24 protein-coding genes and 1 pseudogene are annotated in these 22100 nt (G+C 59.4%); 15 read left to right on the forward strand and 10 right to left on the reverse strand.

Annotated features, from left to right (window positions below; all coding sequences use genetic code 11):
- Positions 1–932 precede the first annotated feature (932 nt).
- A pseudogene (locus PSH97_RS28645) lies at positions 933–992 on the forward strand (hypothetical protein); the annotation flags it as partial.
- A gap of 198 nt (positions 993–1190) precedes the next feature.
- Positions 1191–1895 carry a methyl-accepting chemotaxis protein gene (locus PSH97_RS28650; RefSeq protein WP_407682191.1) on the forward strand — a complete coding sequence of 235 codons (705 nt, stop codon included), beginning with the start codon at positions 1191–1193 and terminating at the stop codon, positions 1893–1895.
- 121 nt (positions 1896–2016) lie between these two features.
- Here the strand turns inward: PSH97_RS28650 and PSH97_RS23265 are convergent, their stop codons facing one another.
- The 3 genes from PSH97_RS23265 to PSH97_RS23275 are packed head-to-tail and all read right to left on the reverse strand — an operon-like array spanning position 2017 to position 3130.
- A complete protein-coding gene (locus PSH97_RS23265; RefSeq protein WP_305446859.1) occupies positions 2017–2640 on the reverse strand; it encodes an SOS response-associated peptidase in 624 nt (207 codons plus the stop codon).
- Positions 2641–2675: 35 nt separating this feature from the next.
- Positions 2676–2936 (reverse strand): putative signal transducing protein, encoded by a 261-nt coding sequence (locus PSH97_RS23270; RefSeq protein WP_007939795.1) that lies wholly within the window; start codon positions 2934–2936, stop codon positions 2676–2678.
- Positions 2937–2947: 11 nt separating this feature from the next.
- Positions 2948–3130: a CPXCG motif-containing cysteine-rich protein gene (locus tag PSH97_RS23275; RefSeq protein WP_305446860.1), complete on the reverse strand. Its 183-nt coding sequence runs from the start codon at positions 3128–3130 to the stop codon at positions 2948–2950.
- A gap of 139 nt (positions 3131–3269) precedes the next feature.
- Here PSH97_RS23275 and PSH97_RS23280 point away from each other — a divergent pair, with 139 nt between their 5' ends.
- Positions 3270–4436: a 1-acyl-sn-glycerol-3-phosphate acyltransferase gene (locus tag PSH97_RS23280; RefSeq protein ID WP_305446861.1), complete on the forward strand. Its 1167-nt coding sequence runs from the start codon at positions 3270–3272 to the stop codon at positions 4434–4436.
- Positions 4437–4568: 132 nt separating this feature from the next.
- On the opposite strand, the gene PSH97_RS23285 is transcribed toward PSH97_RS23280, so the two are convergent.
- Positions 4569–4847 (reverse strand): hypothetical protein, encoded by a 279-nt coding sequence (locus tag PSH97_RS23285; protein WP_305446862.1) that lies wholly within the window; start codon positions 4845–4847, stop codon positions 4569–4571.
- 193 nt (positions 4848–5040) lie between these two features.
- Between PSH97_RS23285 and PSH97_RS23290 the strand changes: the two genes are divergently transcribed.
- The gene (locus PSH97_RS23290) at positions 5041–5247 is read left to right on the forward strand and encodes a hypothetical protein (protein WP_305446863.1); all 207 of its coding nucleotides are present in this window, start codon (positions 5041–5043) and stop codon (positions 5245–5247) included.
- A gap of 83 nt (positions 5248–5330) precedes the next feature.
- Here the strand turns inward: PSH97_RS23290 and PSH97_RS23295 are convergent, their stop codons facing one another.
- On the reverse strand, positions 5331–5915 hold the full coding sequence (locus tag PSH97_RS23295) for a YajG family lipoprotein (protein ID WP_007905851.1): 585 nt from the start codon (positions 5913–5915) through the stop codon (positions 5331–5333).
- Between the two features lie 206 nt (positions 5916–6121).
- Between PSH97_RS23295 and PSH97_RS23300 the strand changes: the two genes are divergently transcribed.
- Together PSH97_RS23300 and mqo are read left to right on the forward strand one after the other, a co-directional pair.
- Positions 6122–6355, forward strand: a complete 234-nt coding sequence (locus tag PSH97_RS23300) for a hypothetical protein (RefSeq protein WP_305446864.1) — start codon at positions 6122–6124, stop codon at positions 6353–6355.
- Positions 6356–7094: 739 nt separating this feature from the next.
- Positions 7095–8603, forward strand: a complete 1509-nt coding sequence (gene mqo, locus PSH97_RS23305) for a malate dehydrogenase (quinone) (RefSeq protein ID WP_305446865.1) — start codon at positions 7095–7097, stop codon at positions 8601–8603.
- 89 nt (positions 8604–8692) lie between these two features.
- Here the strand turns inward: mqo and PSH97_RS23310 are convergent, their stop codons facing one another.
- A complete protein-coding gene (locus PSH97_RS23310; protein WP_305446866.1) occupies positions 8693–8980 on the reverse strand; it encodes a PA4642 family protein in 288 nt (95 codons plus the stop codon).
- 63 nt (positions 8981–9043) lie between these two features.
- Positions 9044–9529, reverse strand: a complete 486-nt coding sequence (locus PSH97_RS23315; RefSeq protein WP_305446867.1) for a hypothetical protein — start codon at positions 9527–9529, stop codon at positions 9044–9046.
- 151 nt (positions 9530–9680) lie between these two features.
- Between PSH97_RS23315 and dauA the strand changes: the two genes are divergently transcribed.
- Positions 9681–11402 (forward strand): C4-dicarboxylic acid transporter DauA, encoded by a 1722-nt coding sequence (dauA, locus tag PSH97_RS23320; protein WP_305446868.1) that lies wholly within the window; start codon positions 9681–9683, stop codon positions 11400–11402.
- Positions 11403–11488: 86 nt separating this feature from the next.
- Here dauA and PSH97_RS23325 read toward each other — a convergent pair whose 3' ends face one another.
- On the reverse strand, positions 11489–12046 hold the full coding sequence (locus PSH97_RS23325) for a hypoxanthine-guanine phosphoribosyltransferase (RefSeq protein WP_052965782.1): 558 nt from the start codon (positions 12044–12046) through the stop codon (positions 11489–11491).
- Positions 12047–12222: 176 nt separating this feature from the next.
- Here PSH97_RS23325 and upp point away from each other — a divergent pair, with 176 nt between their 5' ends.
- Complete coding sequence (upp, locus tag PSH97_RS23330) at positions 12223–12861, forward strand: uracil phosphoribosyltransferase (protein WP_223488058.1); 639 nt, start codon at positions 12223–12225, stop codon at positions 12859–12861.
- Between the two features lie 2 nt (positions 12862–12863).
- A complete protein-coding gene (locus PSH97_RS23335; RefSeq protein ID WP_038981590.1) occupies positions 12864–14138 on the forward strand; it encodes a uracil-xanthine permease family protein in 1275 nt (424 codons plus the stop codon).
- An 86-nt stretch (positions 14139–14224) separates the two neighbouring features.
- Here the strand turns inward: PSH97_RS23335 and hemH are convergent, their stop codons facing one another.
- Together hemH and PSH97_RS23345 are read right to left on the reverse strand one after the other, a co-directional pair.
- The gene (hemH, locus tag PSH97_RS23340; RefSeq protein WP_305446870.1) at positions 14225–15250 is read right to left on the reverse strand and encodes a ferrochelatase; all 1026 of its coding nucleotides are present in this window, start codon (positions 15248–15250) and stop codon (positions 14225–14227) included.
- 13 nt (positions 15251–15263) lie between these two features.
- On the reverse strand, positions 15264–16166 hold the full coding sequence (locus PSH97_RS23345; RefSeq protein ID WP_305446871.1) for a TIGR01777 family oxidoreductase: 903 nt from the start codon (positions 16164–16166) through the stop codon (positions 15264–15266).
- A gap of 196 nt (positions 16167–16362) precedes the next feature.
- Between PSH97_RS23345 and PSH97_RS23350 the strand changes: the two genes are divergently transcribed.
- From PSH97_RS23350 to PSH97_RS23375, 6 genes are all read left to right on the forward strand, one after another.
- The gene (locus PSH97_RS23350; RefSeq protein WP_305446872.1) at positions 16363–17349 is read left to right on the forward strand and encodes an NAD(P)/FAD-dependent oxidoreductase; all 987 of its coding nucleotides are present in this window, start codon (positions 16363–16365) and stop codon (positions 17347–17349) included.
- A 133-nt stretch (positions 17350–17482) separates the two neighbouring features.
- On the forward strand, positions 17483–18442 hold the full coding sequence (locus PSH97_RS23355; RefSeq protein WP_305446873.1) for a DUF523 and DUF1722 domain-containing protein: 960 nt from the start codon (positions 17483–17485) through the stop codon (positions 18440–18442).
- Entirely contained in the window at positions 18442–19383 is a 942-nt protein-coding gene (locus PSH97_RS23360) for a MerR family transcriptional regulator (RefSeq protein ID WP_305446874.1), read from the forward strand. The genes PSH97_RS23355 and PSH97_RS23360 overlap by 1 nt, the downstream gene beginning before the upstream one ends.
- Positions 19384–19417: 34 nt before the next feature.
- Positions 19418–20866, forward strand: a complete 1449-nt coding sequence (gene phrB, locus PSH97_RS23365; protein WP_305446875.1) for a deoxyribodipyrimidine photo-lyase — start codon at positions 19418–19420, stop codon at positions 20864–20866.
- Positions 20867–20932: 66 nt separating this feature from the next.
- Positions 20933–21709 (forward strand): SDR family NAD(P)-dependent oxidoreductase, encoded by a 777-nt coding sequence (locus tag PSH97_RS23370; RefSeq protein ID WP_305446876.1) that lies wholly within the window; start codon positions 20933–20935, stop codon positions 21707–21709.
- Between the two features lie 60 nt (positions 21710–21769).
- Positions 21770–22075 (forward strand): YkgJ family cysteine cluster protein, encoded by a 306-nt coding sequence (locus PSH97_RS23375; RefSeq protein WP_007905822.1) that lies wholly within the window; start codon positions 21770–21772, stop codon positions 22073–22075.
- Positions 22076–22100 lie beyond the last annotated feature (25 nt).

The raw sequence follows: 22100 nt of genomic DNA on the forward strand, positions 1-22100 counted from the left end.
GGGTCAATGCGCTGATCGGCACACCAGGCGCCGACGGCCAGCCGCAACTGAGCCTGAGCCGTGAGCAATTGATCAGCCTGATCAAGGAAAACGTCGCCCGGAACCCGAAAATTCTCGGCACCTACATTGGTTGGGAAAAAAACGCACTCGACCACAACGATGCGGCCTACGTCGACACTCAAGTAGTCGGCATCGACGCCAGCAACGGGCGCTTCCTGCCGTGGTGGTTCCGCAACGAAGACGGCAGCCTGGGCCTGGACAAACTGGTGGACGTCGACGACCAGAAAACCCTGTCCACCGGCGTGCGCGCCAGCGAGTACTACCTGTGCTCCAAAGAAACCAAAAAATCCTGCGTGATCGATCCGGCGCCCTACAAGGTCGGAGACAAGATCGTCATGCTCGCCTCTTTCATTGAACCGATCATGCTCAATGGCGCGTTCCAGGGCATCGTCGGCGCCGACCTGTCGGTGAACTTCATCCAGGAAATGCTCCTGGGGGCGAATCAGAAACTGTACAGCGGCGCCGGTGAAATGGCCCTGATCGGTGGTAATGGCCGGATCGTCGCCTACACCAAAGACCCGAGCAAATTCGGCGAAAAGGTCAGCGACATCCTCGACAGCAAGCAGATTGCCAACATGGCCAATCTCAAGCGCGGCGAAGTGACTTACACCGTCGACAAGGCCCAGGGCCGGATCGAGTTGTACCTGCCCTTCGGCATCGGCCAGACCGACGCCCGCTGGACCTTGATGCTGCAACTGCCGCTGAACGCGGTAATGGCTGATCTGCAAAAACTTCAGGGTGATCTGGACGCACAGCGCAAATCCGACACCTTTGGCATGGCCATGGTCGGCCTATTGATCGCCGGTATCGGTTTGTTGGTGATCTGGCTGGTAGGCCACGGAATTGCCCGGCCACTGAAGCAAATGGTCGCGATGCTCGATGACATCGCTCAAGGCGAAGGCGATTTGACCCGTCGATTGACCAGCGACCGCGCCGACGAATTGGGCTCGATCGCCAAAGGCTTCAACACCTTCCTCGCCAAGTTGCAGGCGATGATTACGCAAGTGGTGACATCGGTGCAGAGCGTCAGCGATTCGTCGGAACACACCGCCGACATCGCCATTCGCACCAACATCGGCGTGCATAAACAAATGGCCGAGATCGATCAGGTCGCGACCGCCGTGCATGAAATGACCGCCACCGCCCAGGATGTCGCGCGCAATGCGACCCAGGCCGCGCAAGCCGCCAGCCATGCTGATCAGGCAGCGGCGCAAGGCATGCAAATCGTCCGGGATACGTCGAATTCAATTGGCGTTTTGGCGGTAGAAATCGGCAAAGCCGTCGGCGTGGTGCAGACCCTGGCCAAGGACAGCGAAAACATCAACGCGATCCTGACGGCCATTCGCGGCATCGCCGAGCAGACCAATCTATTGGCCTTGAATGCCGCCATCGAAGCCGCCCGTGCCGGTGAGCAGGGTCGTGGGTTTGCAGTGGTGGCCGATGAAGTGCGCAACCTGGCGCAGAAAACCCAGAAGGCCACGGAAGAAATCCAGACCATGATCCAGCAACTGCAGCAAGGCACCCGCGATGTGGTGCGGGTCATGGAAGACAGCCAGAACCGCACCGACGAAAGCGTGCAACACGCGGCGAAAGCGGCCGAAGCGCTGGAGACCATTACGCAGGCGGTGTCGGTGATCAACGACATGAACACCCAGATCGCCAGCGCCGCCGAGGAACAGAGCGCGGTGGCGGACGACATCAACCGTAACGTGATCAACATCGGTCAAGTGGCCAATGAAGTGGCCGGTGGAGCGGATGAATCGAGCGCGGCCAGTGCGGATTTGACCAAGTTGGCGGAACAGCAGCGGCGGTTGATCAATCAGTTCAAGGTTTGAGTTTTATGATCGTTCCCCACGCTCTGCGTGGTAATGCAGCCATGGACGCTCCGCGTCCACTGTGACGCAGAGCGTCACGGGATTCATTCCCACGCGGAGCGTGGGAACGATCATTACGCGCTCAACCCGGCGTCAAACACTCCGGCCCATTAAGCTTCGGATCATTCACCAGGTTCGCCAGCACCCGCTCACGCAACGCCGCGGGCTCACTGGCCAGCAACGCCTGCAAGGCATGCAACGGCGTTTCGGGGTTAAGCCAGGCTTCCTGCCCCGCCGCATCGAGAATCAACGGCCGACGCTGACTCGAAGCAGGCTGGGTGATCACCGCCGTGCTCAGCCACACCTGCTCCTGCACCGGATACGCCTCCCAGATTGCCGCGAAGAACAGCGCCGCCCCCTCCCCCGGGGTCAGCCAGTACGGACGTTTGCGGGTGGTGCCGCGCCACTCATAGAAACCATTGGCCGGCAGCAGGCAACGACGCAGACGCAAGGCTTCGCGGAACATCGGCTGTTCGGCAACGGTTTCGGCACGGGCATGGGCCGGGGTGCGGGACAGGTCGGTCAGCCACGGCGGCGTCAGGCCCCAGCGGGCGCGGGCCAACTCACGTTGCCCGTCTGCGCCGGCACGCAGCATCAACACCGAATCGTTGGGGGAGATATTCCACTGGGCCTGCTGATCGGCGGGGAATCCGGGCAGGGCCGCGAAAGCGGGGTTCCAGCGAAACAGGGCATAACGTCCACACATGGGGCAATACGACTCTTGATCAAACGAACGTCAGCCTAACAGACCAACGTGCCGGGAAAACTGTCCGGTTCATCGCCGGACAGTGGCAGCGCGGCATTGTACGCGGCGATCAGCTCCCGGGCGTATTGCGCCTGGTCGTTATCGACCGATACACCCAGCAGGCCGAATATCGGCAATTCCCCGGTACCGCCGATCAAATCCCGGCCCACCAGATGCGCCTCGATGCCTTCACTGGCCAGCATGCTCAGCAACAATTCGCCTTCCATCAGGTTTTCCGGTTCGTAGATGCGCTGCATGGGCCGCCCTCTCATTCATTTTCGCTGCGGACTTCGAGATGCCATTCCTCTCCATGAACCTGCAACACAAACGTAATCGGCCGACAACACACAGGACAATCTTCGATATAGGTCTGATCGCCGCCGGACAAGTCCAGAACAGCCTCGACCTCTTCACCGCAATACGGACATTCATAGCGCTCGGTTTCCAGCATCGCGGTCTCCCAGGTGACTTGTGCGTATAATCGCCGGTCTATTTGCAGGGCTATTTTCGTCTGGCTACCTTTTCAGACCGTGCCCCGTTGGTTTTCGATCAAAACCTTTACTTACCCTAGCCGTTTCTAACAAGAGAGCATGATGGGCGAATTCGATGCCATCCGACCTTACGACGACAGCGAAGTCCCAGCGGTGCTGGCACGGCTGCTCGGCGACAAGGCGTTTCTAGATATCCTCACCCACTTCCGCTTCCCGCGTTTTGCCGGTGCTTTAGGCTGGGCGCTCAAACCTCTTATAGCGCATCGGCTGCGCCGTGAGTTCGCCGGCATCACGTCGGTGGCCACCTTGCAGGACAAAGTCGAGTTTTACGTCGACCACACCATCGAGCGTGCCACGGACGGGGTGACCTACACCGGCGTGGAGCAATTCAAGTCCGGCAGCGCCTACCTGTTCATCGCCAACCACCGCGACATCGTGATGGACCCGGCCTTCGTCAACTACGCCGTGTACCACGCCGGCCTGCCGACCCCACGCATTGCCATTGGCGACAACCTGCTGCAAAAACCTTTTGTCAGCGATCTGATGCGTCTGAACAAGAGCTTCATCGTGCACCGTTCGATCACCGGTCGCCGTGAAAAAATGGCGGCGTATCAGCTGTTGTCGGCGTACATCAACCACTCGATTCGCAACGACTGCGCCTCGATCTGGATCGCCCAGGCTGAAGGCCGGGCCAAGGACGGCGACGACCGCACCGAGTCGGCGATCCTCAAGATGTTCCACATGAGCCGCAAGGACGAGCCGTTTGGCGAAGTCATCCGTTCGCTGAACCTCACCCCGGTGTCGATCAGCTACGAATACGACCCGTGCGACCAGGCCAAAGCCCGCGAGCTGTACATCCGCGCCACCACCGGCAGCTACACCAAGGCACCGGGTGAGGATGACGTGAGCATCGCCAAAGGCATCACCGGTTACAAAGGCCGGGTCCACGTGAACTTCGCCGCGCCGATCACCGAGCTGTTCGAAGACACCAAGCAATTGGCGATCGAAATGGACAAGCAGATTCTCAGCGGTTACCGGTTGTTCCCGGCGCATTACCTGGCGTATGCGCAGTGGAAAGACGCCGACCCGCAACTGCAGGTGCCGAAAGCGGCCGAGGTGTTTGCAGCTGACGAACTGGCCAAGGCGCAGGAAGAATGGCAGCGCCGGCTGGATGCCTGCCCTGAGGAGCATCGTCCGTTCCTGGTGCTGCAATATGCGACACCGGTGCGCAATCAGTATCGGGTCAAGGCCGGGTTGCCGCTTTAAGCGATTTCGGCTGAATACGACAACGGCGCCTTCGGGCGCCGTTTTTGTTTGTCTTGATGCGGTAGATCAGTCAGGCACTGTACCTGTGGCGAGGGAGCTTGCTCCCTCACCACAGGGTCTGGTGTTAGAACTTCAGACGCGTGTGCTGATCCACGACACCAGCAACGCCATCCCGAGGCAGGCGAAACCGAAGCGGTAGAAAAACCGGTTCATGCGCAGGGTCGCCCAATCCAGCGTTGGCTCTTCACTGGGACGACTTTGGCGCTGCGCCTCGATACTGGCCAGGGCGCGCTGTTCGCGACGACGGGTGGCGTGCAGCAACCAGCCGCCCGGGCAGGCGAACAGCAAGGCCAGCAGATTGATCAATTTGGCGGGATGAGCAGTAAGAAGCGAAATCAATTGCAGCGACATCACAAACCTCAGGCAAAACCAGTGTGGCAGACGCCAACCGACGACCGTGGCGCGGATTCTACCGAAAGCGCTTCGGCCTGCCCCGGCTTTCCGACAAATAACGAAACCATTTAGCCGATTACTGTCCTGTGTCACGGCGCCGTCATCTGAATCCGCCAGTCTGTCGCCCCTCGAAACCGACACGGACTCCGTCATGCTCCACGCCGAAAACCAGGACCGCCTCTACCTCATTGCCCAAAGCGACGAACAACAAACCTTAGTCGGCAGCCTCGCCTTCAACGTTCAGGACCGGCATTGGCTGGTGTATTGCGCGCTGGGTGGGCATCAACATGCGGATTTGCCGGAAGCGGATTTGCTGACGGGGGTGAGTGTTCTGGATTTTTATTCGCAGGCGGCTTGAGCGTCGCTCCCACAATGAATCTGCGGGCACAAAAAACCCGGTGTCATCACTGACACCGGGTTCCTTAAACAAACCGCAAACCGTTACTCGGCAAGCACCTGACCAATCGTCGGGTCCTTGAACAAGCGGGTCAACGCATCACTCAACACATCACTGACCAGCTTGGTGTTGGTTTCCTGATTCGGCGCCATGCCAAAACGCTGATCCAGCGATGCACCGTAGCGACCGCTGTAACGACGGTTGGCATTCTGCACATCCGAACGGAACGTCGCCCCAATCGTTGCCTCAGTCACATACAGGCCTTCTTTGGGCGACTGATACTTCAGCTCGGCCAAGGTCACCGTCAATTGCGGTGCATTCAGCGCATTGGCCGTCGGGGTAAAGCCCAGCAAGCGTACGGCCGCCTCAGCCTGAGCCTGCAGCTTCGGCAGAATCTGCGCGCCCTGCACGGTGATCGCACTGGTCTCCGGATACAGACCACCACGGGTCCCCAGGGTTGGCGACGGACGACCGTCCACCACACGCACCACCACCGGCTGACCACGGCCGACCGGCGCCAGCTGAGCTGTCAGCTTGGGTTCCGGGTTCAGTTGTTGCGGGCTGTGGGCGCAGCCGACAAGGGTCAAACTGGTCACAGTGATCAAACCGAACAACAGGCGTTGCAACATGCTCTTCTCTCCAGAATCAGGCACAAACAGGCCCGCAGTATAGCGGTGCGCCACTGCGGCGAACTAGCTTCGCACAACGATTACTGAAATCTCTGACAAACCCGGCAGAGCGCGGTTCCTGTCACACATCTGTCACCGCCCATACACATGCACGTCATCGCTCACTGGCATCCTTCATCTCAGTCACCCCACAAGGTACTTTTGCCATGCGTTTTCTCATCTCGCTGTTCGCGCCACGCCCGCTGCATCGCTGCTTTGCCCTGCTCGACCGCAATGGTCGCTGCCAGGCGTTCAAACAGTGCAGCCTGCAGCCCATGGGCGATGGCTGGGTCGAAATCGAAGAAATCCGACTCAACTGGCTGCACCATCCCCTGCCCGCCAGCGCCCGTGTCAGCCAGCGCCAGCCACGTGCGCGGGCGCAACAACTATTGAGCACCTGACCGGACGCCTAATAAAAGTCATTAAACACGACCATTTCCCTGCGTTTCTTCGTTACAATCTCCCCCCGATTATAAGGACGTCTCCTGATCGGGCCTCGCAGCATCGTCAATGCCTCGGTATTGACACCCCCGCACCGCCCACAGAGAGCCGCCCACACAGATCGAGTGAAGCTGGCGCGCTTGCTGTTCCTCAAGCAAAACACCACTTTTCGCGAATCTGCAGAGCTGTCATTACGCTCGGTCACTGAGCTGTTTGCCCGTTTTGCTTGTCATGTACCTCATGGCGGCAATCCATCCGGGCACGGTGCCAGGCTGGGACAGCCCTTTTTTGAGGTTCACGTCTTCAAAAGAGCGTGAAAAAAACGGGTTTTCACAACTTCACAAGAGTGTGGCGAGCAAATGAATAGTTTTGCGTCTGAACATGCACCATTAGCGTCTACAACAGCCCAACGACACAGGACCGAGTACTCCTCGAACACCGGAGCCTGAAGCCTGTCCGCTACGGATTTGGTTGCACAAACGGATGTCTCGACCATAAGTCGAATTGCCAGCCGCGTGCCGAAATGAGTTCATGTGACTCTTGAAGCCAGGCCGCATGCATCCGTCGAAGTTGCGAAAAATTGCGAAGATTCGGACATGGCGATCCTGGCCATGGGTACCTGGGGCATCACTGACACGCCCCGGAACGCCTGGCAGCCATGCCGACAATTTGGTGCTGCAGATTTTGGAGACGCGTTAAATGGCGCATAACGAAGCAGTCGACGTAGTACTGGTTGGGGCCGGCATCATGAGTGCTACCCTTGCTGTACTGCTCAAAGAGCTCGACCCCGCAATCAAGCTGGAAGTCGTCGAGCTGATGGATTCCGGTGCCGCGGAGAGTTCCAATCCGTGGAACAACGCCGGTACCGGTCACGCCGGGCTGTGTGAGCTGAACTACACGCCACAGGCCGCCGACGGCACCGTCGACATCAAGAAAGCCGTGCACATCAACACCCAGTTCGAGGTGTCGAAGCAGTTCTGGTCCTACCTGACCAAGAAAGGCACATTCGGCTCGTGCAAGTCGTTCATCAGCCCGGTGCCGCACCTGAGTTTCGTGCAGGGCGAGGACGGCGTCTCCTTCCTCAAGGAGCGCTTCAAGACGCTGAGCAAGCACCACGCCTTCGCCGACATGGAATACACCGAAGACAAGGCCAAAATGGCCGAGTGGATGCCGTTGATGATGCCGGGCCGCCCGGCTGACGAAGTCCTCGCCGCTACCCGCGTGATGAACGGCACCGACGTCAACTTCGGCGCCCTGACCAATCAGTTGCTCCAGCACCTGACCAGCGCACCCGATGCCCAGGTCAAGTACTGCAAGCGTGTGACTGGCCTGAAGCGTAACAACGGTGGCTGGACTGTCAGCATCAAGGACGTCAACAGCGGCAATACCCGTGAAGTCGACGCCAAGTTCGTCTTCCTCGGCGCCGGCGGTGCGGCATTGCCATTGCTGCAAGCTTCGGGCATCGAAGAAAGCAAAGGCTTTGGCGGCTTCCCGATCAGCGGCCAATGGCTGCGTTGCGACAATCCGGAAGTGGTCAAGCACCACCAGGCCAAGGTCTACAGCCAGGCTGCGGTAGGTTCGCCACCGATGTCCGTGCCGCACCTGGACACCCGGGTGGTCGATGGCAAGAAGTCCCTGCTGTTCGGACCTTACGCCGGTTTCACCACCAAGTTCCTCAAGCACGGCTCGTTCATGGACCTGCCGATGTCGGTCCGCGCCGGCAACATCGGCCCGATGCTGGCCGTGGCCAAAAACAACATGGACCTGACCAAGTACCTGGTCAGCGAAGTGATGCAGTCGATGGAGCAGCGCCTGGAATCCCTGCGTCGCTTTTATCCACAGGCGAAAGCCGAAGACTGGCGCCTGGAAGTGGCCGGCCAACGGGTGCAAATCATCAAGAAAGACCCGAAGAAAGGCGGCGTTCTGCAGTTCGGTACCGAACTGGTCGCGGCCAAGGACGGTTCCCTTGCTGCCCTGCTCGGCGCTTCGCCAGGCGCATCGGTGACCGTTTCGATCATGCTTGAGCTGATCGAAAAATGCTTCCCGAACAAAGCGTCCGGTGAATGGGCTGCCAAACTGGCGGAAATTTTCCCGGCTCGGGAAAAGGTTCTGGAAACCGACGCTGCGCTGTACCGCAAGATCAATGCGCACAACAACGTCGCGCTGGAACTGGTTGAAGCCAGTAACGAGACCGAAAGCTACGCTTGATTCGGTGGCCTAAAAAAACGCCCCGTCCTCATTGAGGGCGGGGCGTTTTTTATTGATCTTCGCCAGCCTTGGAAAAAGATCTTTTGATCTTAACCGCGAGCCTTGTTGATCAGCTCGATGTACTCGGCGGCGTTGCGCTGATCCTGAATCAGGGCAACGAAGTCATTGCCGTGCTCGTCCTTGCCGTCCAGATCGTAGCCGGCTTCGACAAAGAACGTCAGAAAACGCTCGAAGTCATCGATGCGCAGGCCGCGGTACGCCTTGATCAGTTTGTGCAGCGACGGTGAAGTGGCGTCGACCGGCTCAAAATCGAGGAACAGTTTGATCTGCGCATCGCCGATCTCGTCACCAATCACTTGCTTCTTATCTTTACGCATTGCCGACTCCAGCTCGCTGACATTTCACGGGGCGGGCAGTTTACCCCTGCGCAGGCGCCAGGCTCAACGCGGACGAACGCTGCCGGTGTGCAAATCGGCCCAGATATGGCCGTTGGCGTAGCTCAGAAACTGGCAATACACCGTGTCGTTGCGCAACAAGTCGATCACCACCCGGTACTGAGCCAACGGGTAATAAAGTGTCAGGGTTTTGCTTTTTTCGTCGTAGATCGGCTTTTTCAGGCTTTTGCTTTCGCCATCGAAGTTGACCAGCACCTGGCTGATGGTCGCGCCCTTGTTCAAGGATTTGCCCTTGAGACGGATCAGCAATGGCGAGGTGACAGGAATCGGCTGTTGGTTGGACTGGCGCTGGCTGCCGATTACCACGGAATAGTCGGTGACCTGCAACAGTTGCTGCTGCTCTGGTTCGACGTCACGCAGGGTCAGGTCGTCCGGGGGCAAAAACTGTGAGTGCATCGGCGACGGGGCGGCGGCCAGGGGCAGGCTGAGGGTCAGCAACAGGACGGCGCAACTGCGGGTCAAAAGGCTCATGACGGGCTCCGGGGGCGGGGTCGAGCACTCTAGCATGAGGATCGACCGGGCGAATCACCGATCCAGGTCAATACTCTGGAAGACAAGGCTGGGCATACTGAAAGAGCTTTCAGCCCTATTTCGACAGTGCGCCGTCTATTGTGGAGTACCCATGTCATTCTCCATGCCCCCGTTGTTCGCCGCCTGGCGTCAGACCTGGCGCGCAGGTTATAGCCTCAGACGTTTGCGCGGAGATATCAGCGCCGGGGTGACGGTAGGGATTATCGCCATCCCTCTGGCCATGGCCCTGGCGATTGCGGTGGGGGTAGCGCCCCAGCAAGGTTTGTATACGGTGCTGATCGCCGCCCCGCTGATCGCTCTGACGGGAGGCTCGCGCTTCAATGTCAGCGGGCCGACAGCCGCGTTCGTGGTGATACTGCTGCCGATCACCCAGCAATACGGTCTGGGCGGCCTGCTGCTTTGCACCATGCTTGCCGGGGCAATCCTGATTGCCTTGGGGCTGATTCGGGCCGGGCGGCTGATTCAGTACATCCCTTATCCAGTGACCCTGGGTTTTACCGCCGGGATCGGCATTGTCATCGCCACCCTCCAATTGAAGGATTTGCTGGGCCTGAGTACCACCGGGCATGCCGAACATTACATCGAGCAATTAGGTGCGCTGCTCCAGGCATTACCCAGCGCCCGTCTGGGGGACGGGATCATCGGCGTTATGTGCCTGGCGGTTCTGATCGTCTGGCCGCGCTTCGTGCCGCGAATTCCGGGGCATCTGGTGGCGCTGGCCATCGGCGCGTTGCTGGGGCTGGCGCTGGAAGGCGGCGGGTTACCGATTGCGACGCTGGGCGAACGCTTCAGCTATATCGTCGACGGCGTCAGTCACCCCGGCATTCCGCCGTTTCTGCCGAGCTTCGACTGGCCGTGGAATCTGCCGGCATCCAATGGTCAACCGCTGCATTTGTCTTACGACCTGATCCGCCAATTAATGGCGCCAGCGTTCGCCATTGCCATGCTCGGCGCCATCGAATCGTTGTTGTGCGCGGTGGTAGCCGATGGCATGACGGGCAGCAAGCACGACCCCAATGCCGAACTCCTGGGTCAGGGCATCGGTAACCTGGTCGCCCCACTGTTCGGCGGTATTACCGCCACCGCGGCGATCGCCCGCAGCGCCACCAACGTGCGCAGTGGGGCGTTTTCGCCATTGGCGGCGATTATCCACAGTGCGGTGGTGTTGCTGGCGATACTCGCCCTCGCGCCCCTGTTCAGCTACTTGCCGATGGCGGCGCTGGCGGCATTGCTGGTAATGGTGGCGTGGAACATGAGCGAGGCCCGGCACGTCGTGCACACCTTGCGCATTGCACCGCGCAGCGATGTGCTGGTCTTGCTGACCTGCCTGAGCCTGACGGTGCTGTTCGACATGGTGCTGGCCGTCGCCGTCGGCCTGCTGCTGGCCGCCGGTCTGTTCATCAAACGCATGAGCGACCTCACGGACACCGCCGAACTGCCTCGCGAGTTCCATCAAGCCTTACAGAATATGCCGGCGCATGTTCGTTGCTATGCGATACGCGGGCCGCTGTTTTTCGGCGCGGCGGAAAAAGCCCTGGGCGTGCTGCGCAAATTCAGCCCGGAGGTCAAAGTGGTGATCGTCGAGATGAGTGCCGTCCCCATGCTGGACATGACGGCGCTGGCGGCCTTCGACAATATTCTCAGGGATTACCGCACCGACGGCATCGGCCTGATTCTGGTCGGAACCGCTCCACGGGTCCGCCTGAAACTCAGGCGCGCGGGCATCCATCGGGAACAGCGCAAGTTGGCCTATGTGAATAACCTGGAACAGGCTCGACGAAAAAGCGAACGCTGGCTCGCCGGACAGGACTGAATGCGCAGTTCAAGCAAACTGCGCATGCATCCTGATGTGAGGCTCAACGTGCCTGGCGGCATATAGCCCCCGGACAGTCACCCTGTTTACATGCCTTTAACGGCAAAAATCCCGTTAGCGTTACGCCAGTAGCCTTTGTAATCCATGCCGTAACCGAAGATGTAACGGTCGATGCACGGCAGGCCGACGAAATCGGCCTTCAGGTCCGGGCGAGCCTTGCGGTCGTGGTCCTTGTCGATCAGCACGGCGGTGTGCACGGCGCGGGCGCCAGCGTGTTTGCAGAAATCGATGATCGCGCCCAGGGTGTGACCTTCATCGAGGATGTCGTCGATGATCAGCACATCACGGTCGATGAACGAGACCTCCGGCTTGGCTTTCCAGAACAGGTCGCCGCCGCTGGTTTCGTTGCGATAGCGGGTGGCGTGCAGGTAGGACGCTTCCAGCGGGAAGTTCAGATGGGTCAGCAGTTTGCCGGAGAAAATCAGCCCGCCGTTCATCACGCAGAACACCACCGGGTTACGTTCAGCCAGCTGATCGTTGATTTGTGCACCGACGCGGGCGATGGCCGCCTCGACTTCAGCTTCGGTGTACAGGCAGTCAGCCTCTCGCATGATTTGACGGATATGCTCGAGATCAGCGGACATGGCGCTCTCCAGGGGGATGGTAAAGGGAGGGACGGATTCGGAAAAGCGGGCAAAGGTACGCATCAAGCGAGGCCAGATCAAGCGTTTGTGGACTAACGTTCTGTATGTCTATAGGACAACACCCTCGGATAGATTAATCTAGGCCGGTTTTTTTGCCCGCCGCCGGAGCCTTTCCCATGCCCATCCTCGAGATCCGCCATCCGCTGATCCGTCATAAACTTGGCCTTATGCGCCGCGCCGACATTAGCACGAAGAATTTCCGTGAGCTCGCTCAGGAAGTCGGTGCCCTGCTGACCTATGAAGCCACCAAAGACCTGCCGCTGGAAAGCTACGACATCGAAGGCTGGTGCGGCACGGTGTCAGTCGAGAAAATCGCCGGCAAGAAGATTACCGTGGTGCCGATCCTGCGTGCCGGTATCGGCATGCTCGAAGGCGTGCTGAGCCTGATCCCGGGCGCCAAAGTCAGCGCCGTGGGCGTGGCCCGCAACGAGGAAACCCTCGAAGCCCACACCTACCTGGAAAAACTGGTGCCGGAAATCGACGAGCGCCTGGCGATGATCATCGACCCGATGCTCGCTACCGGCGGCTCGATGGTCGCCACCATCGACTTGCTGAAAAAGGCTGGCTGCAAAGACATCCGCGCGATGGTTTTGGTGGCCGCCCCTGAAGGCATCGCCGCCGTGGAAAAGGCTCACCCGGACGTGACCATCTACACCGCTTCCATTGACCAGAAACTGAACGAACACGGTTACATCATCCCAGGCTTGGGCGATGCCGGTGACAAGATCTTCGGCACCAAGCAGAAGGACGCTTGAGCATGCAGCAAGAGTTCAACGATCCGCTCTGGCGCACAGTGTTGTCGGGTGCGCAGATGCTGTTCGTGGCCTTTGGCGCGCTGGTGTTGATGCCATTGATTACCGGCCTCGACCCTAACGTGGCGCTGTTCACCGCAGGCCTGGGGACGATTCTGTTCCAGATCGTCACCGGGCGTCAGGTGCCGGTGTTCCTCGCTTCGAGCTTTGCCTTCATCACACCGATCATTCTCGCCAAGGGCCAGTTTGGCCTGGCGGCGACCATGGGTGGTGTGATGGCGGCCGGTTTCGTCTACACCTTCCTCGGTCTTGCCGTGAAGATCAAAGGCACCGGGTTCATCGACCGCCTGTTGCCACCGGTGGTGATTGGCCCGGTGATCATCTCCATCGGCCTGGCCATGGCGCCGATCGCCGCCAACATGGCGATGGGCAAGGCCGGCGACGGCACTGAACTGATTCCTTACCAGACGGCGATGTTGATCTCGATGCCGGCGCTGCTGACCACCCTGATCGTCGCAGTGTTCGGCAAAGGCATTTTCCGCCTGGTGCCGATCATCTCCGGTGTGCTGGTGGGTTTCGCGATGGCGTTCTATTTCGGGGTGGTCGATACCGCGAAAATTGCTGCCGCACCGTGGTTCGCGATTCCACAGTTCACGGCGCCGGAATTCAACTGGCAGGCGATTCTGTTCATTGTTCCGGTAGCCCTGGCCCCGGCCATCGAGCATATCGGCGGCGTAATCGCGGTCGGTAGCGTGACCGGTCGCGATTACCTGAAAAAGCCCGGCCTGCACCGCACCCTGCTCGGCGATGGCATTGCCACCACCGCGGCCGGCCTGTTTGGCGGCCCACCCAACACCACCTACGCCGAAGTGACTGGCGCGGTGATGCTGACCAAAAACTACAACCCGAAGATCATGACCTGGGCGGCGATCTTCGCGATCAGCCTGGCGTTCATCGGCAAGTTCGGTGCCCTGCTGCAAAGCATCCCGGTACCGGTAATGGGCGGGATTCTGTGCCTGTTGTTCGGTTCGATTGCAGCAGTGGGGATGAACACAATGATTCGCCACAAGATCGACTTGGGCGAAGCACGCAATCTGGTGATTGTCTCGGTGACGCTGGTGTTCGGGATTGGCGGTGTGCTGGTCGGCACCGGTACCGGCCCGGATGATTTCGGCCTCAAAGGCATCGCGCTGTGCGCGGTGGTGGCGATTGCGCTGAACCTGTTGCTGCCGGGCCATGACAGCTGGAAGCACAAGCAGGCGGAAGAGCCGCTGATCTAAGCAGGTCTCAAGAACGCCATCGCGGGCAAGCCCGCTCCCACAAGGTCAGCGCAATACCTGTGGGAGCGGGCTTGCCCGCGATGCTTTTATAGCGCCAACGGTGCTCGTTCACATAATGCGTTCAACGCCTCGGCCCATTGCGGATCATCGTTGAGGCACGGCACCAGCACCAACTCCTCCCCTCCCGCTTCGCGGAACTGCTCCTTCCCACGATCGCCGATCTCTTCCAGGGTTTCGATGCAATCGGCGACGAATGCCGGGCACATCACCAGGACTTTCTTCACACCGCTTTTGGCCAACTCATCGAGGCGCGCTTCGGTGTAGGGTTCAATCCACTTGGCACGCCCCAGACGCGACTGGAATGACACCGACCACTTGCCATCCGGCAGGCCCATGCGCTTGGCAAACTCTGACGCAGTGCGCAGGCACTGAGCGCGGTAGCAAGTGGCTAATACTTCCGGTGAAGCGTTCTGACAGCAATTTTCGCTTTTAAAGCAATGGTGACCGGTGGGGTCGATCTTGGTCAGGTGCCGCTCCGGCAAACCATGAAAGCTCAGCAGTAGGTGATCGTAATCCTGCTGCAAATATGGCGTAGCGCTGGCCACCAGGGCATCGAGGTATTCTGGCTGATCGTAGAACGGCTGGAGAATCGAGAACTGCACGTCGAGTTTCTTCTCCCGCACCACTCGCTTGGCTTCTTCGATCACCGTGGTCACGGTGCTGTCGGCGAACTGCGGATAGAGCGGCGCCAGAGTGACTTTTTTGTGACCCTGAGCCGCCAGACGAACCAGCGTCGACTCAATGGATGGCTCGCCGTAGCGCATCGCCAGTTCCACCGGCCCGTGGGTCCACTGCGCGGTCATGGCCCGTTGCAGACGACGGCTGAGCACCACCAGTGGCGAGCCGTCCGCCCACCAGATCGACGCATAAGCGTGGGCCGATTGCTCCGGGCGCTTGATCAGAATCAACGACACCAGCAAACGCCGCACCGGCCACGGCAGGTCGATCACATACGGGTCCATCAGAAATTGATTGAGGTAGCTGCGCACATCCGCCACCGAGGTGGAAGCGGGTGAACCCAGGTTGACCAGAAGCAACGCGTGATCGGTCATGCAACGTCCTATTTCAGAGGCGGCGGGACAGATCGTCCAACGCCGCGCGCAAATCGGTGAACTGGAAAGTGAAGCCCGCTTCCAGCAAGCGAGCCGGCATGGCCTTCTGGCCACCCAGCAGCAACAATGACAACTCGCCCAGGCCCACCTTCAACACGAGGGTTGGCATCGGCATGAACGCCGGACGATGCAACACGCTACCCAACGTTTGGGCGAATTCGCGATTGCGCACCGGCTTGGGCGCGCAGGCATTATATGGACCGCTGGCCTCATTGCGGTGCAGAAGAAAATCAATCAGGGTGATTTGATCCTTGATATGAATCCACGACATCCACTGCCGACCACTGCCTAGAGGCCCGCCCAGCCCCAGTTTGAACGGCAACAACAGCCGCGACAAAAAGCCGCCCTCGGCGGACAGCACCAACCCGGTACGAATGAGGATCACGCGAATGCCCAAGGCTTCGGCGCGCTGCGCGGTTTCCTCCCAGGCGACGCACAACTGGCTGGCGAAATCATCGATGACCGGTGGCGATTCTTCAGTCAACTCTCGCTCACCACCATCGCCGTACCAACCAATCGCGGAGCCGGAAATCAATACCTGCGGTTTCTGCTCGCGGCTTTCGAGCCAGGCCAGCAAGGTTTCGGTCAAGGTGATCCGACTGCTCCACAACAAGGCTTTGCGCTTATGAGTCCAGAGCCGATCGGCAATTGGTGCCCCCGCGAGATTGATAATGGCATCCACCGGCTCTTGACCCAGGTCCTCAAGCCGTGCGATTCCACGTACCTGAGTGCCACAGACTTTGGCGACTTTTGCAGGCGTGCGACTCCAGACCGTCAGGCGATGTCCCTGGCTCAACCAGTGCTGGCAGAGCTGACGTCCTATCAAACCAGTACCGCCGGTCAGCAATATGTGCATGACATCTTCCTCGCGTGGCGTTTTACCCGGATCACTAGTCTATTTTTATAAGCAGGGATCTTTGGTATCGGGCAGTCTCTGTGCTTAACAATAGGCCAAGCTGTCAGAACGAGAACGCTAAAAGTTATACCAAAAAACAATATTGTACAGGTTTGAACCACGGCGTAGTCTGTACAGAAAGGTAAACGAGGCCCCTATGACTGTACCTATCGCAATCATCGGCACCGGCATCGCCGGACTCTCAGCCGCCCAGGCCCTTACGGAGGCCGGGCATGTCGTTCAACTTTTCGATAAAAGCCGCGGCAGTGGCGGACGCATGTCGAGCAAGCGCAGCGATGCGGGTGCTCTGGACATGGGCGCGCAATATTTCACTGCCCGCGACCGTCGCTTCGTCACCGAAGTCCAACGCTGGCAAGCCAACGGCTGGGTCGCCGTATGGACGCCGCAGCTCTATACCTTTCACGGCGGCCAGCTCAGGCCTTCGCCGGATGAACAGACACGCTGGGTCGGCACACCACGCATGAGCGCGATCACGCGCGGCCTGCTTGGGGATCTGGAAGTGCATTTCGCTTGCCGCATCACCGAGGTCTATCGCGGTGAAGAACACTGGCACCTGCAAGACGCCGAAGGCTTCACCCATGGTCCGTTCAGCCATGTCGTCATTGCCACGCCCGCCCCTCAGGCGACCGCGCTGCTGGCGACCGCGCCGAAACTCGCCGGGGCCGCTGCCGGGGTAAAAATGGAACCCACCTGGGCCGTCGCGCTGGCGTTCGACACACCACTGGAAACGCCTATCGAAGGCTGCTTCGTGCAGGACAGCCCTCTCGACTGGCTGGCGCGCAACCGTAGCAAACCGGGACGCGACACTACCCTCGACACCTGGGTGCTGCACGCCACCAGTACCTGGAGCCGCCAGCATATCGACCTGCCCAAGGAAGCGGTGATCGAGCAACTGCACGGTGCCTTTGCCGAACTGCTGCACGACGCCATGCCTGCTCCAACCTTCAGTCTCGCTCACCGCTGGCTGTATGCCCGGCCGGCCAGCAGTCATGAATGGGGTGCCTTGGCCGATGCCGATCTGGGCTTGTATGTGTGCGGCGACTGGTGCCTTTCGGGCCGTGTCGAGGGCGCGTGGCTCAGCGGTCAGGAAGCAGCCCGCCGGCTGCACGAACATCTGCAGTGAATTGATTCAAGTCCAACCCGCTGCTGTCGCCTTGGCAGCAGCCGCGCAAAAAACCTATACAAAAAAATTGACTTGTACACCTTTGAATCTATGATGAAGTCATGCTGTACAGATCTGGATTCGAGGTGCGCCGATGCCCCACACAGCCATGAAACCCAAAATCGCCATCAGCGCCTGCCTGATGGGAGCCGAAGTGCGTTACAACGGCGGGCACAAGGCATCGCGGCTGTGCAGCCTGACCCTCACTGATTATTTCGATTTCGTTACGGTGTGCCCGGAAGTCGCCATTGGCTTGGGCATCCCTCGCGAACCAATCCGTCTGGTCGGCAACCCAGAACATCCGGAGGCTGTCGGCACAATCAACCCGCAGATCAACGCCACCCGGCCGCTGGCCGAGTACGCCCGGAAAATGGCGGCAGAGCTGGACGACATCTGCGGCTATATCTTCATGCAGAAATCCCCTTCGTGCGGGCTGGAACGGGTCAAGGTCTACCAGGCCAACGGCGCAACAATGGACGGCGGTGGCCGTGGAATCTATGCCCAAGCCTTCTGTGCGCTGCATCCTGATCTACCGGTGGAAGAAGATGGCCGCCTCAATGACCCGGTGCTGAGGGAAAACTTCCTCACCCGCGTGTTCGCCTACAGCGCCTGGAAGCAGTTGCTGCAAACAGGCCTGACCCGGCACGCTCTCACTGACTTCCACTCGCGCTACAAATACCTGCTGATGGCCCATAACCCGGTGCAGTACAAAACCTTGGGCAATTTGCTGGGCAACATGGGCCAGTTCGATCTCGAAGAGCTCGGCCCGCGCTATTTCAGCGAGCTGATGGCGGCCCTGAAAAAATGCGCCACACGCCGCACCCATACCAACGTGCTGCAGCACCTCAGCGGCTATCTCAAAAAAGTCATCGGCCCTGAAGACAAACAGGAAGTGCAGCACGTCATCGGCCAATATCGCCAAGGCATCGTGCCGCTGGTGGTGCCGCTGACGCTGCTCAAACACTACTTTCGCCAACACCCGGATCCGTACATTGCGCAACAGGTTTACCTGCAACCGCATCCGGAAAACCTCAGCCTGCGAAACGCGATTTAATGAAAAACCCTCCGGACACCAGCGCCAGCGAAGACCTCGGCACCGACTTCAAGAAGGCCCTGGACGCTGGCTGGCTGCCCATTCGTGAGGTGGCCCGGCAGACCGGGGTCAACGCCGTCACCTTGCGCGCCTGGGAACGCCGCTATGGGCTGATCGTGCCTCAGCGTACGCCCAAGGGGCATCGGCTGTTCTGTGCCGAACACGTGCAACGGATTCTGACGATCCTTACCTGGCTCAATCGCGGCGTGGCTGTCAGCCAGGTGAAACAACTGCTCGACACGCCTCAGGGGCTTACCGAGCCCGTCGGGAACGATTGGCTGGTGCTGCGCCAGATCTTGCTGCAAGCAGTCACTCAGTTGGCCGAACGCACCCTCGATGACACAGTGAATCAAGCGATGGCGCTCTATCCGCCACGCACCTTGTGTGAACAATTGTTGATGCCGTTGCTGGCGGAACTGGAACAACGCTGGCAAGGCCAGTTCGGTGCACAGATGGAGCGGGTGTTTGTTTATTCCTGGTTACGCAGCAAATTCGGCGCGAGGATCTACCATAACAACCGTCAGTTGCGCACCGCGCCGCTGTTGCTGATCAATCACTCGGACCTGCCGATGGAGCCTTATCTATGGCTCACCGCCTGGCTGATCAGCAGTGTCGATTGCCCGGTGGAAGTCTTCGACTGGCCACTCCCCGCTGGCGAACTTGCGCTGGCGGTCGATCACCTGCAAGCCCGCGGCGTACTGCTGTATTCCAGCAAAGCCATGAATCTTTCGCAGCTGACGAAACTTTTGAATGGCGTCAGCTGCCCAAAAATAATTGCCGGACCCACGGTGTGCATTCACCATGCCGAGTTATCCGCAAGAACCACTGCCATTGCTGACTTGTCCCTGGCCGAAGACCCATTGTCGGCCCATCAGGGCCTGATTGAGCGTGGGCTCATTTAATGACGCTTTTTTAATGGATCGTGCGGATACCACCATGCAATTGATCTGGCTGCGCAGCGACTTGCGTCTACACGACAACACCGCCCTCTCGGCCGCCGCAGCCCGCGGCCCGAGTGTGGCGGTGTATTTGCTGAGTCCGCAGCAATGGCTGGCGCATGACGATGCGCCGTGCAAAGTGGATTTCTGGCTGCGCAACCTCAGCGAGTTACGCCATGCGCTGGACGCCCTGAACATCCCGCTGCTGATTCGCAAGGCGTCCCGCTGGGATGAGGCACCAAAGGTCCTGCTCAAGTTGTGCCAGCAACTGAAGATCGACGCAGTGCACGTCAACGAGGAATACGGCATTCATGAAACCCGTCGTGATGCAGCGGTGGCCCATGCGCTGAAAGCTCAAGGCATCGAATTTTACAGCTACCTCGATCAACTGTTGTTCAAGCCCGGCACCGTACTGACGAGAACCGGGACCTACTTCCAGGTCTTCAGCCAGTTTCGCAAGGTCTGTTACGAACGCTTGCATGCCTCATTGCCGAGATTGGTTACCGCCCCCGCCATCCAGGCTCCGCTGGGTATCGCCAGCGACGAACCGCCCTCTCATGTCGAGGGTTTCGACACGCCCAGCGATAGTTTGCGTGCTCTCTGGCCGGCCGGCGAAGCCGAAGCCCAACACCGCCTCGAGACCTTTACCGGCTCACAGATCGATTATTACCACAGCGAGCGCGATTTCCCGGCAAAACCCGGTACAAGCCAGCTTTCACCCTATCTCGCCGCCGGAGTCATTTCCCCCCGTCAATGTTTTCACGCCGCGTTGCGCAGTAATCAGGGGGAGTTCGAAAGCGGCAAGGTCGGCGCCGTTACCTGGATCAACGAGTTACTGTGGCGCGAGTTCTACAAACACATTCTGGTGGGCTACCCACGGGTCTCCCGGCACCGGGCCTTTCGCCCGGAAACCGAAGCCCTCGCCTGGCGTGACGCCCCGGAAGACCTCAAGGCCTGGCAACAAGGCCGTACCGGTCTGCCGATCATCGATGCCGCCATGCGCCAATTGCTGGAAACCGGCTGGATGCACAATCGCTTGCGCATGGTCGTGGCAATGTTCCTGACCAAAAACCTGCTGATCGACTGGCGTGAAGGCGAACGCTTCTTCATGCGACATCTGATTGACGGCGATCTGGCGGCGAACAACGGTGGCTGGCAGTGGAGTTCGTCCACCGGCACCGATTCGGCGCCCTACTTCCGGATTTTCAACCCACTGAGTCAATCGGAAAAATTCGATGCCGAAGGGGTTTTCATCAAACATTGGTTGCCGCAGATCAATGGAATGAGCAAAAAAGACCTGCACAATCGCGCGAGACTCGACGGATTATTCGGCGTGGCGGATTATCCATCGCCCATCGTCAACCTGAGCACTTCCCGCGACCGGGCCTTGGCCGCGTTCAAGAACCTGCCATCCCGACAGGGTTTATCACCCTCTGAATTAACGTGATGCCGCCGCGTTGCGTTATAAATACAACATTGCGCCGGGAAATTATCCGGTTAAAAGGGAACTGGGATGAGTCTTACACCTCCAAGGCGATACTGGTTGACCGGTGCCAGCAATGGCATTGGTGCCTCTTTGGCCGAAGAAATACTGAAAACCGGTGCCCACCTGGCTGTCAGCTCCCGCTCATTGGCGCCATTGAAAGCCCTGTCTCAGCGTTATCCCGGGCAAGTGCTGGTGGTCGCGGGTGATTTGACCAATGGCCAGCGGGTGCGCGAAATCGGCGAGCAGATTGCCGAGCAATGGGGTTCTCTGGACACCATGATCCTCAACGGGGGTACTTGCGAATACGTCGACGCCAACCAGTTCGACTCGTCAATCATCGAACACATCGTGCGTACCAACCTGCTTGCCAGCAGCTATTGCATCGAAGCTGCCCGGTCCCTGCTGCAGGCGGGCACCGCGCCGCATCTGGTGGGCATGGCCAGCTCGGTGACCTACCTGCCCCTGCCACGGGCCGAAGCCTATGGCGACTCAAAGCCCGGGTTGCGTCACCTTTTCGAGTCCTTGCGCATCGACGTGGAGCCGGAAAACATCGAAATGACCGTGGTCAGTCCAGGGGTTATCGATACACCTCTGAACAACGACCTCTCGACACACGTCGACTGGTCGGCGGACAAAGCTGCGCGATACCTCTTCGACATGCTCAAGCATCGTCCACTGGAGCTCCCCTTACCGGAACTGCTTATGCCTGTCCTTTGGCCTCTGCCGCAAAAGCCCGGCCAGACGGGACTGGAAATCGGCAAGCGCATGGAGCGAAACAATCCGCCGATCGAGGGTCTGCCGTGAAGCCTGAGCGTCCGTCAGGCCTTTCACACAGCGTGGGCTCACTGCCTTACACTGCGTGCCATGAAAACCATTCCCCACACGCAAATCGCCGAACCTGCGGTCACCTGCTCGACCTGCGCGGCCTGCTGCTGCCAGCTTGAAGTCATGTTGATCACCGACACCGGCGTGCCCGAGCGTTTTATCGATACCGACGATTGGGGCGGGGAAGTCATGCTGCGACTGGATGACGGTTGGTGCGCCGCACTGGATCGCAACAGCATGATGTGCACCATCTACGAAAAACGTCCGCTGATCTGCCGGGAGTTCGAAATGGGCGCACCGGAATGCATCACCGAACGCCAGGGGATTGCGACGGCGTATCGGTGAAAGGGTCGATTTTAGAGATATGTCA

This window comes from Pseudomonas cucumis, from assembly GCF_030687935.1.
Lineage (GTDB): Bacteria > Pseudomonadota > Gammaproteobacteria > Pseudomonadales > Pseudomonadaceae > Aquipseudomonas > Aquipseudomonas cucumis.